Genomic DNA, 14,931 nt, shown 5'->3' on the forward strand with positions numbered 1-14,931 from the left:
CTTGTCCGTCGTGCCAGGCGGAATACACAGTCGGGCTAGTGAGGCGCACAACTAAAAATATCTCGGCGCTTACGAAAATAGGAACGAGGTCTGCACTTTCACATTCCTTCCGAAGTGCAATCGGGAGCCTCAGCATGGCAACGCAGATCGTGATGGATCACAGCGGCGACAGCCGCTACTTCTTCGACAACTCCAGCGGTGATGCTCTGGCGGAGGCGGAGAGACGTTTTCTGGAATTCACCGGGAAAGGATACACTGCAGCGGTGCGGAGTAGCCCGGAGGAGGTAACCAGGATCACCACGTTTGATCCGACCGCCGAAGAGACATTGTTTTTTCCGCGGCTCGTCGGTGGGTGATGGCCAGGTGAAGAGGAACTTAGCTCGGGTCAGTCGGTGGCCCCTTCGTAGCCTCTGTATTGGGAAGCTCTATGAAGCATCCAAGGACGAGAAAACGATTCACGCTCGTGCGCTACGCCTCCTTCGTTCTTGGCTTTCGCCTCAGCAGAGGGCGGACTTTGACAGGAAGGGATACTTCGAGGTCGTGGGATGCGACACTGGGAAGCGGTACCGAATCCGGCGCGGCACGTCCGCCAACGTCAACGAGATAGACGAATACGGGCGGCTCGGAACGGGGCGCTGCTTCGTCCCGTTAGGTGGCTTGGCCCAGGGCGACGTCATGCTTGCCCAGAAAATAGCTCTCGAAACCGACGAGAACCGCGCGTTGAGCATCGCCAACAGCTTCCCGGGACCGCTAGGCTTGCGCCTCCCCAGGCGTCGCCCCGCAGAGGCTAGGAGCTCGGGGGTACGCCTGTCCCCGGGCTAGAATTCGAGCCACGGTGCTTCTCATGCGGCGACGCCACAGCGGTCTCGCTGATTGCAACCACAACATTGGTGGTTGACGACTGTTGGATCATCTCGCGTACCACCGCTGGCATCCATTGCCTTATTGATTCGGAGTGTAGCCCTGACCGATTGGCTCTTCAAATCGGCAATACGGGAAAGATCTTCGTCGTGTGTTGAGTATGCCGCTATTAGGCCTGACCGATAACCCGAGGACTGGGGCGTTCGAACGGGAGCTATCTTGTCTCAAAGAATGCAGTTCTGCACCTCGTTTGCTTGAACGCAGCCCTGGATGAAAAGGGCCGAAGAGCCGGAGGCTGCGGGGAGGGCTAGAACAGTCCGCCGCCTTCGGGTTGAATTCTCCCTCGAGTGACGCTGCCCGGACGCGCGGGAAAGCTCGACACAAAGGTGACGCGACGTGAAAGCCTTCAGGCTCGATGGAATTCCACCGCCCGCTGTTTCAGAGAAACTCTGGCCGCGAAGCCTGCCTGCAGCCACGCCATGGCCTGCGTGTGCCCCGCTTTGCGCGAACCTCATTTTCCCACCAGGCACTGAACTTGTAAGCTGACGGCGGTAACGGCCTCCCGAGAATTTCCTCGATGTCCGAGAACGTGAGCCGAATAGTGTGCGTCCTTGTGCGACCCAGCTCCCTCGATAGCGGATCGTAAACGGACATGACGCTCGGCTCGTCACGTCGGTCTGTCATCGCCGCTCGCGGGGATGTTGAAGCCCCGGGCGGCAACTTCTAGCTCGAGCTCAGTGATCCGTTCGAAGATGCGAGCAGTAATAGCCTCGGAATCTTCAGCGCTTATTGATCGAACGCCTGTTAGAGATAGCTCGTCCCTGAGAACCTTCGCCACAAGCAATTGGATTGCCATTGGATTAAATCCTAAAAAGACGATCCAACCGCAACCGACGGGCGAACGCAAGTGGTTAGGTGGTGCTGCCGTGCTTCGGCTAGTTGTCTCGGCCCGGAATTCTGAGCTGCGCAGCTGCTCGCACAAACTTTTCTGCCGCAGCATCAACAGCAAACCCGTGTGCCTCATCGGGTGTCCTACCCTGCGTGGTCTGTAGGCGATTAGCCGTCTCGCTTTGCTTGAGCACGAGTCGTTAGCTTATCCAGCTTCCATTGCTCCTCGCTCAGACGTCTTTCGACATACTGCCGTTCGAACTCCGTCAGAGTGGTTTGCAATAAGAGGTGGTAGCGTTGAATATTGTTGCGATGTGCCCGGACCAAATCGTCGTCAATCATCGTCGTCGGCTTTCCGGGAGTGAAACGGACAAAACAATTCATCATCAAGCGGGATGGGCAGGCGACCGAGCAAGAGCAGGCCGGAGCATCTCCGCCGCTCTCTCCATGGTAGTAAGCTTTTCTTTCCCAATCTGTGAACTATTTCACACGGCCTTGCGATCGTCGCCTAGGTGGCAGCAGACACAGTGCAGTGGTTTAACGGGCGTCGGTCGGCTTCATCCAGCCCGATGACCGCGGTATGGATGCCTAGCACAGTGGGGCGGCTCATCGAGCTTGGCTGAAGGCCGCAAGGTTTCTTATGGAGTCCAAGTCCATCAAAAGCGCAGGAAAAGAGCTGCCAAGTCTATGCGTCGGAAGACTGCGGCGACAATGGCATGGCGGTTTGATCACTGCATTTTATGCCCGAGGTCTCTCAGCCGCGTGCGAAGAAAGTCGCTGGCATGGTCGTATTGCGCGTTGCCGTTCGTGATTTGGCGGACGCGTGGATCCATTAAGCGACCAACGGTTTCGGAGCCGAGCAACTCAACTCTGTCCGACCACTGCCGTAGCAACGTATCGGGTATATCGTCCGCAGATCCAAACATCCGCAAAAGGGAATGTTCGGCTTCGGGCTTGTGGTCGTGATGAGTCTTCGCCGCATAGAAAGCGAATAGTCCCCGGAAGGCATCACGGGAAACGCCAGGTTTTCCCATCGCAATATCCCTGAAAAAATCACGTTCTCAATGGACGCAAGTTTGACGCCTCCGTTCGGGAAAAGCTAGAAAACCAAAACCCTGTGCCCACGTTTTTCGAAGAGTTTGCGGTTGGACGCTGAGTGGAATGCCAGCCCGTCAATGATCGTAACCAATTTTGACGAAGGCCAGGTTGGACCTTTGAGGCGCCCTCTGGCTCTTGTTGCTCCCCAGCCGCGCCATTGGCTGAAGCGCGAGCCGGCGGAGGGGCCAGCGTGTAGAAGCCAGCATAGAAGTTGCGCCGACCGCGCGGCTTGCACTAAGCTCATTCGATTGTACGAATTGTTTTTGTGGAGTAGCGTCATGTCGAGTGCGATTGAGTTGATTGTGGACGGCTACGCAAGACTTAAAGACCGCCAGTCGCTTGAAGAGCTGAAGATGCACCGCCGGCGCCTTGCCGGAGACCTGAAAGCCTGGGTGGGCTTTGACTGCAGGTTGTCGATCGCGCAGATCGAACAGGACATCGCGGCAATAGAGGCGGGACTGGAGACGTTGTCGGGGCCGGTCGGCGGCTAAGCTAAGGAGCCAGCCCGACGGCGGCGTGCGCGCAAGGAGGCAAGTGCTGCGATCTTTCGTCATGGCTGCCCTCATTGAGCTTTGGCCGTGCTCGTTTGCGCTATGCCTGCCGTCGGAGGAGATTGTCGCTAAGCTTCGCGCCGCAGGCTACTCGCAGATCCAGGAGGTGCCGGCCGGAAAGATCAAGACTTACAAGGCCGTCAAAGAAGGTCCCGCGCGCTCGGTGGTCATCGACAGGACCGGCCACATCGCAGACGTGGGAGATAGCTAGACGGGCAGACGAAGCCAGACGTCTTTACTGGATAGCGTGCCGGTTGGCGTCGCATCTCCATATCGACGACGCGAAACGAGCCATGACTTTCGTAAACGTAGCGAAGGTGCCAGACCGGGCCGAGTTCCGGCGAGATGGCGAAGTCGTCTAAGGCAGACGCGACGTACCGAACGGCATCGCGTCGCTCAACCGGTGCGGAGAACATCGCCTCTATCAGCGCGGCCAGGCTCACGCCGCCGACTAGCAGGCTCGTGCAGCTTCGTCGCCGTCAGTAAGCCGGAGGGAGGTCACGATGACCCGCAATACCGGCGGGGTTCTTCAGAGCCACGGCACGGTTCAGACCCAAAACCGGACCGTTGATGTAAGGGCGCGGGGCGGCGGTTGGGTATTTTCGCAAGGTGATGGACGACTGCTACAACACTTCAGCACGAACCGGAGCCACGCCACGATCCGTAATCCCTAAGGTGCGCGCGGCGGCGAGCGAGAGGTCGAGGACGCGGCCTCGGACCCATGGTCCGCGGTCGGTGATACGAACCACCACCGACCTCTTAGTCTCAAGATCAATGACCCGGACTCTCGTGCCGAACGGCAGACGGCGGTGCGCCGCGGTTAGTGAATTCCGGTCGTACGATGAACCGTTCGCCGTCTTGCCCTTTGAGTACGAGTAGAATGAGGCCCTTCCGGAGAACACTCGGTCGAGGGAGCGAGAGGCTGAACGGTCTTTCAAGGGTTCTTGACGATCTTTCAATGTTTGTTGTCCGTTCGGAGCTTGCACTTGCGGCTCATCCTTCTTTGTCTGTTCGAGCCCATCAGGAGCCGGCTCAGCACGAGCCTTTGGAATGATGGACCACCGCTCATTGAAATCCTCTGCTGCAGCGGTGTTCGCATTCAAGCCAATCCAAGCAGGGACTGTCGCAATCGCAACCATTCTGAGGAGAAGACGCATCGTTCGGCCTCATCAAACAATTGAAGCACAAGTCAACAATGCAACCCACCAGCCAGTGTTCCTGAACATGTATTCGCGTCTCGCACATAGGTGATTGCATACCGACGTTGCGAGGATGTGCGTAGGAGCACCGCAGCAAGTCAATTATCTCGCTGCGATGCATCGCGCCATTTAGCGCCACCGGCCGGGGCCTAGGGGCGGCCAGTCTTCCCAGCGCGCACTACATACGAGCGGCCCATGGGAAAGTTGCGTATCCCCAAAATGAGAAATTTCAACCCGCCTACTGACAAAGGGGCAGAGTTGTTGGTGGCCGTACGCCCGCCGACGCCAAGCCCGGCGAGCGGTGCTTCGCGCTGGTCTTAGTGGACGAGCAGCGGCCCCCAGCTTGAGGGGCAATCGCCAAGGCCGAACACGACGACCACGCCGCGGCGGGTGCCGAACGAACTGTGTCGGGCAGCTTGATTCGCGGCAGAGGGGGTTATTCGAGGTACTTAGGAGCCTGCGGTTGGCGCTCGCTAAAGGACCCCGCAATCTTCTGTTCGGCGATTTCGAAGACCGGACGAGCGTTGGCAATTGACCACAGTACCTTCCCAAGACTTCCGATTGCTTGCTCGGCTTCCTCAGTCCGGTCAGCCGGCTCTTCCTTCAATGCCTCTCGCTCTGCACGCTTGGCTGCCGCAGACTTGCTCCTTTGAGCCCGCACAGCATGTTGCAGGCAACACAGGGGCGGCGGTCGCAACTAAGTCCGATTCAGGGTGTATGACGGAGTTGCGTTCCTCCTAGGAGCCGTGATGGAACCAACAGAATCTGCCCGCACGCACCGTCAGGTGTTGCCTTGGCTCGTGGTCGCGTTGATTGTTGTGTTGGCTGGAGGCATGTTCGTTTGGATGAGTAACAGAATTGATGCCCTACAGGCAGCGACTGCTATTCGTCAAGATTCTGGCGTCGAACAAACAAAGAGGGCGGTAGCAGCTCTTGAGCAGACGGTGAAAGACATTCAGTCAAGCCAGCAAAGCCTTGTGGACCGGATTGCGGAGGTCCAGCGCAAAATTGCCTCGGAAGGCAGTAATCGCAAGCTAATGTCAGATCAACTAGGCGCACTAGGCGCACGCGTTGATGGGCTGGCATCGGCGAACGCGGAGAGCGCCGCGACTGCCCGTCAGAACTCACGCACAAAGCGATAGATGTTGGCGCTTAGTTCGGTGCCGGAAATTTCTTTCCGAAAGTGGGAAAAACCTTTCGCGAACATCTTCAACACAGAGAACGAAACAGCGACGCGCGTCAACGTTAGTGACCAATTAACCTGCCCTTGAGAGTGGTCCTCTCAACGCGATTTGGGACTCGCCTCCGGTCCGACGGCCAGTTGATCAGTACTGCGGGGTTCTCGCACTTCTTCCGCCGCTTGCGGTTTCTTTGAAACGCCCATCCGATCAATCGCGCCAGCCCGAGGACAACTCCTGCGACGATCACCCAGTGGGGATATCCGATCCTGGAAAACGTCGCTGTTCCCGCTAGTGCTCAGCGCTCACCCTCGTGCCGCAACGGCTGGGTACGAACCGCTTTTGAGAGCAATGTTTTCGACGACTGTTTGCTCTTTGGTCGGAAAGTACGTCGCAACCAACGACAGGACACCAGCGATGCAGACGGCCGTCAAAGCGGCGCCTGCAACGCTTACCGCACCTCGCAATAGCAACTGCCTCAACGCGCGAAACACGATATCTGCATAGTCGGAAATGCGTAACGAACATACTGCGCGCGATCGACGGCGCCCAGAAACGCACGTCGCATCGCGCGCATCCTGTCAGATGGAGGTTGCGTGGAGCGAGAGCACTGTCGGATGATCGAGTAGGTGCCGGTCTATTGCGTGAGCGACAAGCCAAGAACAAATGCCTTAGCCGCCGTCGCGCCCGGCGTTCGCTTCAATTTCTTTGCGATCTTCGTGACACCAGTCTTTTGCTTCGCAAGTAACTTCAGCGTCTTCAGGTCGTCTTTCGTCCACTCGCGACGAAACCTTTTTTCTTCTTGGCCAACTTGGCGCTCCTTCGTTGATAGGAGCGCGGTCTAACACGTGTTGCGCGGTTCGCAAATGCCTCGTGAATGGCGCTGTTTGACGGACGCTGTCCTTTTCGACAGGTGTAGGCCGTCCTGAGCCGTGGGCATGATCGCGCTAAAGGACGAGGGCCGCGGCTATGCGACGTTACTACTTCCCGATTTTTCACAAGGGAGAGCCACATGCGGACGATGTGGGGGAGCTATTTGGCTCGGCTCAACTAGCCGTCCAATACGGCGCGCGCGTCGCTCGGGACATCGCCAGCGACCTCGACTATGATTTTAGCCAAGCGGCGTCGTCGTCAGAGTCAATCGTCAACGCTAGGGAAGCGCGACGTTGGCGAACAATGCCCACCAATTCGTGCCGGCGGGCCTCCTGCACACGGCTGTGATGCGCATTGTGTGAAGTAGTTCACAACCGGCAGGGTATCACCGAGCGTAGCGTGCGCGCTTCCACTGGAGGGAAGCGCAATGAAGTGGAACTTGGCAACCTATCGAATGCTCGCGCTGACCGCCGCTGTTCTGGCGGCGGCTGGTACTACTATGGCCATCGGTACTCCTCGTGGAGTCCCTGAACCAATGTTGGGATCCGATTGGCAATGCAGCCGGACCATGCTGCTCGTGACCACGTGTGCGCACTGAAGCATTGATCGGATAGCCGCAGACGCGCGCTCGGCAAAGCTAGCGGGTGCTCGTTCACACATCTCGGCCTTCACGAACGTCGGCCTAACAATCGGTGTACGCATCCGGCGAAGACCCCGGCAGGCCGCTTTCGGGAAGGCTGATCGCGCTCAAGCTGCGTGAGCGACGTTTTTGGGCTGCCAATTCCAAGGCAGCAGTTGGTCAATGCGCTTGGCAGAGTGATCAGGTAGGCGGGCCAGCACGTCGGCAAGCCAAGCCTGCGGGTCGACGTCGTTGAGCTTTGCGGTGGCGATGAGGCTGTAGATGGCAGCAGCACGCCGAGCGCCCTCATCGGACCCGGCGAAGGTCCAATTTTTTCGCCCGATGGCGACGGCCCGTAGCTCACGTTCAGCAGCATTGTTCGACATGCAAAGCCGCCCGTCATCAAGGAAGCGGCTAAATGCATCCCAGCGGCTGAGGCAGTAATTGATCGCCTTCGTCGTGTCGTTGTTCCTGGAGAGCTTGGCGCGCTGCTCGCGCAACCACACCTCCAGCTCGTCGATCAGGGGGCGGCTACGCTCCTGGCGCACACGCAGACGCTCCTGCGCAGGAAGTCCGTTGATCTCGCGCTCGATGGCGAACAGGACGTCGACGCGCTTGACCGCCTCGGCCGCGATCGGCGCCTTGCTGAGCCGTGCCAGATCAAAGAACTTGCGCCTGCCGTGCGCCCAGCACGCGGCCTCGACGATCGGGCCGCCTTTGCGATTGGCCTCATAGAGCCTGCCAAAGCCGGCGTAGGCGTCGGCCTGCATCAGTCCGGCATAACCTGCCAGATGCTGCTCCGGATGCGCACCGCCACGATCGGGCGAGTAGAAGAACACGGCCGCCGGCGGATCTGGGCCGGCAAACGGACGGTCGTCGCGCACGTAGGTCCAGAGCCGTCCGGTCCGGGTCTTGCCCTTGGCCAGGACCGGCACCGTGGTGTCATCGGCGTGGATGCGCTCGGCTGCGAAGACGTGGCTCCGGATCGCATCGACCAGAGGCATCAGGTTTGCGGCGGAGGCACCTACCCAGTCCGCGAGCGTCGAGACGTCGAGGTCGATGCCCTCACGCTGGTAGACGTCGCTCTGACGATGAAGCGGCAGGTGAAGGCCGTACTTGGCGAACAGGACATGAGCCAGCAGCTTGGGTCCTGCACGCCCGCGCGTAATCGGGTGCGAAGGAGCCGGCGGCTGGGTGATCGCTTCGCAGGCCCGGCAGACAAGCTTCTCGCGCACGTGCTGGATCACCTTCCACTGGCGCGGAACGAGCTCCAGCGTCTCGGTCACGTCCTCCCCAATTTTGCGCAATCGGCTGTCGCCGCAGCATGGGCAGCTGGCAGGCACCGGGTAGACAATGCGCTCCCGCTGCAAATGCTCCGGCAGCGGACGACGGGCCGGCTTGCGACGCTCGAACGATGGCACCGTAATCTTGTCGGCTGCCATCTGCGTCGCGCTCTCAGCTTGCGCCGCGTTCTCCTCCAGGTCGGCGAGCTGTAGCTCGAGCTGGTCCAGCAATGCGCCTCGCTCGGAGGACTGTCCGAACTGCTCGTGCCGCAGCTTCTTGATCGTGAGCTTGAGCTTCTCGATCAACAAGGTCCCCGCATGGGCCTCGGCTTCTGCGGCCAACCGGGCCGCTCGCTCGGCGAGCAGCATCGCCTGCAGCGTAGTCACATCATCAGGAAGAGAATCATCGGCGCCCATCGAGACCAGAGAATCACAAGACGCGGTCTCTGTCCGAACTGCTGGTCGCGCCGGCGATTCAAATCACAGCGATCAGCCGGCCGCCTGCGGTCGCCAGGTATGTTGCGGCATCCGCCAGTCGATGCCCTTCAGCAGGTAGCCAAGCTGGGCTGGGGTAATTGTCACGACGCCATCAGCCGGCGATGGCCACAGGAAGCGGCCGCGCTCCAGCCGCTTGGCATAAAGCGACATGCCCAGTCCATCGTGCCAAAGGATCTTGATCAGCTTGCCGCTTTTGCCACGGAACACATAGAGGTCGCCGCCGTGTGGGTCTCGCTTAAAGGCTTCCTGCACCAGTAAGCCCAGCGAGTTCATGCCCCGACGCATATCGGTGTGGCCGGTCGCAATCCACACCCGCACGCCTGACGCAATAGGGATCACCGTAGGCGTCCATCTGCCAGCGCCGCCACCGCGGCCTTTAGCGTCGCCGCGTCGACCGTACCCATGATCCGCATCCGAGCCCCGGCAGCAAACTCGATCTCGATCGACCCGCCGCTGCTGGCCGGCGTGACCGGACAGGGCGCCGGACCTGATTCCGCCACCACCATCGCCGGTACGAAGCCAGGTTGATGGGCGGCATCCTTCGGCTCAGGCCGAAACGACCGTCGCCATCGCAGGAGCAGTGAGCGCGAAACGCCATATCGCCGCGCCGTCGCAGCGACCTGGCGCGGCGCTTGTAAGCTCTCGAGGACGATTTTGAGCTTCTCATCCTCGGACCAGCGCCGCCGCCGGCCTGTGTCCACTACTTCGAGCCGTTCGACTTGGGCACTGCGCCTATCACTGTCCATAAGGACAGTTCTCAACAACAAGCCTCATTCGGCAAGGCGGCCTTCACCGGACGCATACCAATCGGTTAACGAAGAACCCATAGCGTGTTCCGCCGTTGACCTGCATCCCGTCACGCATGACGAGGTAGGTCTAGGACGGGGCCGATACCATGGCGGACCTAAGGGAAAAATTGGACAAACTCCGCACCGATGCCGCGGATTTTGTCCTTATGAGCAGACGATCGAGCGACCCGCAAAAGCGCGCACTTTTCGAACGCTTGGCAGATGAGCTCGCCATAGAGGCTCTCGAACTCGAGCAGGTGGTGAAGCTGCAAAGCCGGCGCTCCGGTCACAGCGACATGGATAAAGTCGTGCCCCTCCACGTGCGTCCAGATCGTCGCTGACCCAATCCCTTTCCATTTGTGGGCGTCGATACGAACCCCTCCGACCCATGCGGCGGCCGCCCGATCTATGTAAGGCCCGAGCTCGCCGCTCGGATGGCGCGACCAAGCAGATAGATAGCTCGCCGCCAAAAGCCAATCCCCGGCTCGCTCCACTAGGGGATCGGCGGCTTGCAATCTTTGCAAATGTCGTCGGATTAACTACTAAATAATAAAACGAGAATTAAATAAATTAAATCATGGACGAGGTTTAAATTTGGATTAGGATGCGAATGCTTGGCGCCGGACGAACGCGTCAAGGACCTCCTGGAAGCGGCCCCATCATCCTGCCCCCAGCTTACGCCGTCAAAAGGATGTAGGGGCCGCTTCTTTTCTTTGGCAAATTGGGAGGCGAATCATGCAGTTCCTGTCATTAGGTGATTGGTTTTTCATCTCCGCAGCGACGGGTACGCTCCTACTGGTCGAGGTCGGAGTTTTGATCATTGTGGGCGTGATCTGAGCCGGACGTTTTCCCTCAATTTCAATTTCAGCGCTCCCAGCGCGCGAACTGCACTTTATGCCCTCCATAGTGTCTACGCACTTCAGCACAGAGCTTTCCGAGCGACGCTCCCATGGTCACGGGCGTGCGCCTGCTGCCTGCCTCTCTTCCACTCCTATGAGGGGGCGACGGTACCATATGGGAAGCGACTTTAGCTAGGCAACCGTTCTTCATGGCAAAAAGGCCGCCCGGCTTAAATAAGCGCGGACGGCGGCAGCCCGGGAGCGTGAGCAAAACCGGTGCTGGCAAATTGTACATCCGAATCGTGGAGTCTGAGCAAAATTGCTCACTAAAGCAAACCACGTGAGGCGGCCATACTCCTTCTGGACCTCTATTCGCGGGCAGTGTTCACACCGGAAGACTGAGACCTTGCGGCGCAGTCCCATGGCTCCCATCGTGCCGAAAGGATTGCCCGATGTTGTACATGGTGCCTTTCATGTCGTTTTCGGCGGGCGCAATTCGCTGTTGGTCCATGCTTGAAAATCCGGGACCTGCATTGGATCGATGTCGTCGCACTTGATACACCGAAACTTGCGACCGCCTGTCCTGACGATCACGAAGTGCATCGGCGTACCGCAGTTAGGGCAGATCGGTCGGGGAGGGTTTTTTGGCATGCTACTCACGCTGAAAACGCGCGAGTCTTCTGCTCACTGTCATCGGATAGCTGCGGAAGATAGGCCGATGATGGAGCTACTCTAGTTAACAATTGTGGCCGCTGCATGAAAACGAACAGGACTACGTATTGTCACGTAGCCGCCCTGGTGCAACGGCGAGGTCATTTCTTCGGTCACCTCAGTCCGAGCGGCTCGCTTCGCTGCCTCGTCCGCCAATAGTCGTCGCCCGCGATCCCAGCGTAGACTCTCTGATCTGATCGCGCAGTTGGTGCAATTCGTTCAACTGAGTTCTTAAATTAGCTGCCGTCGCTGCGACGGCTGCAATTCGCACTTCGGTCAGGGCTGCAATCCGCGAGTCCACGGCGGCTTCAATGCGCCGCTTAAGAGAACTCATCGGATACCTCCAATTAATGGAACTCTACTACGAAAATCACGAATGTGGCAGTGTGGCACTGTGGCAGTGTGCTTTACTGGTCAATATTGCTCATACTGCAAATATTAATGCAGACGAGTAGTCCTTCGGTTTGCGGATCGGCCGCATGGCCGCTTCGGGTCTTGGTCATCGCCGGATCCCTTGGCACCTGCAACCAAATGCGTAGACTAGCCCCGAACGAGCCAGGAGAGAGCTTTGGCGATCGAGCGGCCAAACCGACGGCTGACGACGATCCTCGCGGCTGATGCAGTCGGCTATAGTCGGCTTGTGGGGATTGACGAGGAAGGCACGCTCGATCGCCTCCGGACCGTCCGCAATGACCTCATCAATCCTATGATCGCCGCCCATCGCGGGCGTATCGTCAAAACTACTGGGGATGGCTTGCTGGCCGAGTTCGCCTCGGTTGTGGATGCAGTTCGTTCGGCGATCGGTATGCAACAGGCCATGGCCGAGAGCAATTCTGGCCTCGTACAGGATAGGCGCATTGAGTTCCGCATCGGAATCAATCTCGGTGACGTGGTCGTGGAGGACGATGGCGACCTCATGGGCGACGGCGTCAATGTGGCGGCGCGATTGGAGGGCACTGCCGACCCTGGTGGTATTTGCCTTTCTAGTGCAGTCTATGACCAGGTGCGTGGCAAAATGGATATCACCGCGCAAGATCGCGGTCGGCAGCAGCTAAAGAACATCGCCGAGCTGGTGCAGATCTATTCGATTTCACCCGCGCAACCCGCAGCAGCAGCGCCGCACACGACCGTCGCACCGCGACTCTCTATCGTTGTCTTGCCCTTCGTCAATCTCGATGGCAACAGCGAGCAGGACTACTTCGTCGACGGTGTCACTGAAAGCCTCACAACCGACCTGTCGCGTATTCCTGGCGCCTTTGTCATAGCTCGCAACACTGCCTTCACTTTCAAAGGCAAGCCAGTGGACGTCCGGGTGATCGGGCGAGAACTTGGTGTGCGCTACGTGTTGGAAGGCAGCGTGCAAGGTGGCGAGGCCCGCATTCGTGTCAACGCGCAGCTCATCGACACGGAAACCGGCGCACACCTCTGGGCTGAGCGCTTCGACAAGCCGCGCGCCGACATCTTCGACATGCAGGACGAAATCACCACGCGCCTCGCCCGGACGGTGGGTGTCGAGCTCGTTGCCGCAGAGGGCCGCCGCGCCGAACGCGAACGACCGAACAATATGGATGCCGGGGACTTGGCCATGCGCGGCTGGGCAATCCTCAACCAACCCTTGTCGCTGCGCCGCGACAGCGCCGCGTGTGACCTGTTCGAGGCGGCGCTCCGGTTGGACGATTGCAACGTCGAGGCGTTGGTCGGTCTTGCTTTCTACCATGGTAATGACCTTCGCACCTTCGCCTCGACCAATCGGGACGAACAGCTACGCATCGCCCAGATGGCCATCACTGAGGCACTGAGGCTCGCTCCGTCCAACGCTTTAGCCCATTTCGTTCACGCCAATCTCCTCCATGTCTCAGGCGCGACGGAACGCGCGCTGCGCGAACTTCAGTTCGCTATTGCGCTCGATCGTAATCTGGCTTGGGCCCATGCTGATGCAGGCTTTCTTAAGGTACTACTGGGGCGAGCTGAAGAGGCAGAAGCTGACCTCACAAAGGCGATCCGGCTTAGCCCACGGGACCCTGCGCTCGATCGCTGGTATGCCCTACTCGGTATCGCCGACCTGTTCCTCGGCAGGCTCAACTCAGCGTTGGATCGGCTCCGCAAATCGGTCGAAATGAATCCGAACGTCGCGATGGCTCACTTTTTTCTAGCCGCGGCGTTCGCGCTGAGCGGCCGCGCTGCCGATGCGCGGGAGGAGCGGAATGCCGGCCTCGAGCTGGACCCGCACTTTACTGTTGCAAGATTTCGAAACGAGCGACGCAGTGAAAACCCGTCCTTCCTGGCTCAACGCGAGCGCATCTACGAGGGCCTAAGCTTGGCGGGCGTCCCAGAAGGCAAATAGGTTTGTACGGGCAAGCGGCAAAGTAGTTCTAGCAAATCAGGAGAATCCCGCAGGGGTGGCCCAGCGGGACGAGTTGCCTGCTAAGGTCAACAGCGTCGAATTGCTTGCTTCGCCGCCATGTCCGGTCTCGCCTCAACTCCCGACCGACCCGATCGCGATCTACGCCTTCGGTCCAACAACGGGCTTATCGCGCCTCACCTCCTCTGGAAATTTCCAACGACCATCGAGAAGTTCTTCCCGCGTGGGCCCTTAACACGATGGATTCCTGCAAACCGTGCGATCCGGCAGGACTGCTCATCGTTGATAATCGTGCCGCGATACCTTCGTTTGTGAAATTGCTAGCTCAAGAGAGTTTCGTCGACACCGGCAGAATTTTCACACCGTCTCGACTTGCAGTCGTTATTCATTAGGCGTTGGACCCGAAACGGAGTAGCGTTTTGCAGCAGTCAAGCGGATTACTTGCCTGACAGCTGCACAAAACGGCGACCCACCGAAGTCTCCGCCTCCACTTAAGTGCAGCCCAGTGCCGTCGGTAGGCAAACTCTTTCCAAAATTGCTGTCCCAAACACGTCTCACGCTCGCGGTCTGCTGACCGCGACGCGCGCCGTCGGCCACCCGGTTAAAGGAGGAACAACATGAAAATGAGCAATGTAGTTCCCAGTGCGTTATCTGTAGCAAAGTACACTTATGTCGCGGCGACCATATGGGTAGCTCCGGCTGCTCTCATCAAATCGGCTCATCTCTTTGAAAGGATTGGACTCGCTACGGTTGGAGGCTCGTGCGGCCTATACGTGGCCGCAGCATTGATGCGCCTGGAAAACGAACTGTTTGGAAGCGGCTGGTTCATCTTGTTGATGATGCTCTACGGAGCTTTCAGCTTCTATATCGGCATCGATCTGCCTGGCCGTCCTGTTCAGGGAGCGACTTCGAGACTCCCGGAAGAGCGGAACCGTGGCACCGATGCGGCTCAGATCTTCAGTGCGGCAGGCACATTCGTTGCCGCGATTGCGGCGTTTCTGTCTGTCAGCATGATTGTCGTTGATCAGGTCCTGTCTCAAGGTTCGATCATTCTGATCGCATGCTGTTGGGCGATTGGTTCTTCGCTTCAAATTGCGGCCGGCTCCATCGCTCGCAACGGCGTGCTCGAAGATGATGGCGAGTAACTGACGCTGCAATTGCTCTGACGCCACTGGTCTTTGTT

15 protein-coding genes are annotated in these 14,931 nt (G+C 58.8%); 8 read left to right on the top strand and 7 right to left on the bottom strand.

Annotated elements, in window-relative coordinates; genetic code table 11:
• Window positions 1-134 precede the first annotated feature (134 nt).
• Window positions 135-356 (top strand): hypothetical protein, encoded by a 222-nt coding sequence (locus IVA93_RS11330; protein WP_018460208.1) that lies wholly within the window; start codon window positions 135-137, stop codon window positions 354-356.
• A 7-nt stretch (window positions 357-363) separates the two neighbouring features.
• Window positions 364-822, top strand: coding sequence for a hypothetical protein (locus tag IVA93_RS11335; RefSeq protein ID WP_371827132.1), 459 nt, complete (start codon window positions 364-366; stop codon window positions 820-822).
• A 477-nt stretch (window positions 823-1,299) separates the two neighbouring features.
• Here IVA93_RS11335 and IVA93_RS41150 read toward each other — a convergent pair whose 3' ends face one another.
• Both IVA93_RS41150 and IVA93_RS11340 read right to left on the bottom strand, forming a co-directional pair.
• Window positions 1,300-1,545 carry a DUF7662 domain-containing protein gene (locus IVA93_RS41150; RefSeq protein ID WP_524536856.1) on the bottom strand — a complete coding sequence of 82 codons (246 nt, stop codon included), beginning with the start codon at window positions 1,543-1,545 and terminating at the stop codon, window positions 1,300-1,302.
• Between the two features lie 932 nt (window positions 1,546-2,477).
• Window positions 2,478-2,783, bottom strand: a complete 306-nt coding sequence (locus IVA93_RS11340; RefSeq protein ID WP_247489107.1) for a hypothetical protein — start codon at window positions 2,781-2,783, stop codon at window positions 2,478-2,480.
• Window positions 2,784-3,125: 342 nt separating this feature from the next.
• Between IVA93_RS11340 and IVA93_RS11345 the strand changes: the two genes are divergently transcribed.
• Together IVA93_RS11345 and IVA93_RS11350 are read left to right on the top strand one after the other, a co-directional pair.
• Window positions 3,126-3,338, top strand: a complete 213-nt coding sequence (locus IVA93_RS11345) for a hypothetical protein (protein ID WP_247489108.1) — start codon at window positions 3,126-3,128, stop codon at window positions 3,336-3,338.
• Between the two features lie 61 nt (window positions 3,339-3,399).
• Window positions 3,400-3,609 carry a hypothetical protein gene (locus IVA93_RS11350; RefSeq protein ID WP_247789771.1) on the top strand — a complete coding sequence of 70 codons (210 nt, stop codon included), beginning with the start codon at window positions 3,400-3,402 and terminating at the stop codon, window positions 3,607-3,609.
• 412 nt (window positions 3,610-4,021) lie between these two features.
• On the opposite strand, the gene IVA93_RS11355 is transcribed toward IVA93_RS11350, so the two are convergent.
• Window positions 4,022-4,555: a septal ring lytic transglycosylase RlpA family protein gene (locus IVA93_RS11355; protein ID WP_247489112.1), complete on the bottom strand. Its 534-nt coding sequence runs from the start codon at window positions 4,553-4,555 to the stop codon at window positions 4,022-4,024.
• A gap of 791 nt (window positions 4,556-5,346) precedes the next feature.
• Between IVA93_RS11355 and IVA93_RS11360 the strand changes: the two genes are divergently transcribed.
• Window positions 5,347-5,739: a hypothetical protein gene (locus tag IVA93_RS11360; RefSeq protein ID WP_247489114.1), complete on the top strand. Its 393-nt coding sequence runs from the start codon at window positions 5,347-5,349 to the stop codon at window positions 5,737-5,739.
• Between the two features lie 1,656 nt (window positions 5,740-7,395).
• On the opposite strand, the gene tnpC is transcribed toward IVA93_RS11360, so the two are convergent.
• The 3 genes from tnpC to tnpA form a co-directional block, all read right to left on the bottom strand.
• Window positions 7,396-8,967, bottom strand: coding sequence for an IS66 family transposase (gene tnpC, locus IVA93_RS11365; RefSeq protein WP_247789772.1), 1,572 nt, complete (start codon window positions 8,965-8,967; stop codon window positions 7,396-7,398).
• Window positions 8,968-9,039: 72 nt separating this feature from the next.
• Entirely contained in the window at window positions 9,040-9,387 is a 348-nt protein-coding gene (gene tnpB / locus IVA93_RS11370) for an IS66 family insertion sequence element accessory protein TnpB (protein WP_247789773.1), read from the bottom strand.
• A complete protein-coding gene (gene tnpA, locus IVA93_RS41155) occupies window positions 9,384-9,794 on the bottom strand; it encodes an IS66-like element accessory protein TnpA (protein ID WP_018459976.1) in 411 nt (136 codons plus the stop codon). Before tnpA ends, tnpB begins: the two co-directional genes overlap by 4 nt.
• A gap of 149 nt (window positions 9,795-9,943) precedes the next feature.
• Between tnpA and IVA93_RS11380 the strand changes: the two genes are divergently transcribed.
• Complete coding sequence (locus IVA93_RS11380) at window positions 9,944-10,177, top strand: hypothetical protein (RefSeq protein WP_247540098.1); 234 nt, start codon at window positions 9,944-9,946, stop codon at window positions 10,175-10,177.
• A 1,327-nt stretch (window positions 10,178-11,504) separates the two neighbouring features.
• Here the strand turns inward: IVA93_RS11380 and IVA93_RS11385 are convergent.
• Window positions 11,505-11,720, bottom strand: coding sequence for a hypothetical protein (locus tag IVA93_RS11385; RefSeq protein ID WP_247540096.1), 216 nt, complete (start codon window positions 11,718-11,720; stop codon window positions 11,505-11,507).
• 234 nt (window positions 11,721-11,954) lie between these two features.
• On the opposite strand from IVA93_RS11385, the gene IVA93_RS11390 reads away from it, so the two are divergent.
• The gene (locus tag IVA93_RS11390) at window positions 11,955-13,730 is read left to right on the top strand and encodes an adenylate/guanylate cyclase domain-containing protein (protein WP_247789774.1); all 1,776 of its coding nucleotides are present in this window, start codon (window positions 11,955-11,957) and stop codon (window positions 13,728-13,730) included.
• A gap of 635 nt (window positions 13,731-14,365) precedes the next feature.
• Entirely contained in the window at window positions 14,366-14,893 is a 528-nt protein-coding gene (locus IVA93_RS11395) for a hypothetical protein (protein ID WP_247488332.1), read from the top strand.
• Window positions 14,894-14,931 lie beyond the last annotated feature (38 nt).

Source organism: Bradyrhizobium sp. 155 (assembly GCF_023101105.1).
Taxonomy (GTDB): domain Bacteria; phylum Pseudomonadota; class Alphaproteobacteria; order Rhizobiales; family Xanthobacteraceae; genus Bradyrhizobium; species Bradyrhizobium canariense_D.

What these genes read in the sequence shown, in the direction of transcription:
- tnpC (WP_247789772.1), bottom strand. Translation starts at nt 8,967, where the DNA reads ATGGGCGCCGATGATTCTCTTCCTGATGATGTGACTACGCTGCAGGCG.
- tnpA (WP_018459976.1), bottom strand. Translation starts at nt 9,794, where the DNA reads ATGGACAGTGATAGGCGCAGTGCCCAAGTCGAACGGCTCGAAGTAGTG.
- IVA93_RS11385 (WP_247540096.1), bottom strand. Translation starts at nt 11,720, where the DNA reads ATGAGTTCTCTTAAGCGGCGCATTGAAGCCGCCGTGGACTCGCGGATT.
- IVA93_RS11395 (WP_247488332.1), top strand. Translation starts at nt 14,366, where the DNA reads ATGAAAATGAGCAATGTAGTTCCCAGTGCGTTATCTGTAGCAAAGTAC.
- IVA93_RS11360 (WP_247489114.1), top strand. Translation starts at nt 5,347, where the DNA reads ATGGAACCAACAGAATCTGCCCGCACGCACCGTCAGGTGTTGCCTTGG.
- IVA93_RS41150 (WP_524536856.1), bottom strand. Translation starts at nt 1,545, where the DNA reads ATGACAGACCGACGTGACGAGCCGAGCGTCATGTCCGTTTACGATCCG.
- IVA93_RS11380 (WP_247540098.1), top strand. Translation starts at nt 9,944, where the DNA reads ATGGCGGACCTAAGGGAAAAATTGGACAAACTCCGCACCGATGCCGCG.
- IVA93_RS11330 (WP_018460208.1), top strand. Translation starts at nt 135, where the DNA reads ATGGCAACGCAGATCGTGATGGATCACAGCGGCGACAGCCGCTACTTC.
- IVA93_RS11340 (WP_247489107.1), bottom strand. Translation starts at nt 2,783, where the DNA reads ATGGGAAAACCTGGCGTTTCCCGTGATGCCTTCCGGGGACTATTCGCT.
- IVA93_RS11350 (WP_247789771.1), top strand. Translation starts at nt 3,400, where the DNA reads ATGGCTGCCCTCATTGAGCTTTGGCCGTGCTCGTTTGCGCTATGCCTG.
- IVA93_RS11345 (WP_247489108.1), top strand. Translation starts at nt 3,126, where the DNA reads ATGTCGAGTGCGATTGAGTTGATTGTGGACGGCTACGCAAGACTTAAA.
- IVA93_RS11355 (WP_247489112.1), bottom strand. Translation starts at nt 4,555, where the DNA reads ATGCGTCTTCTCCTCAGAATGGTTGCGATTGCGACAGTCCCTGCTTGG.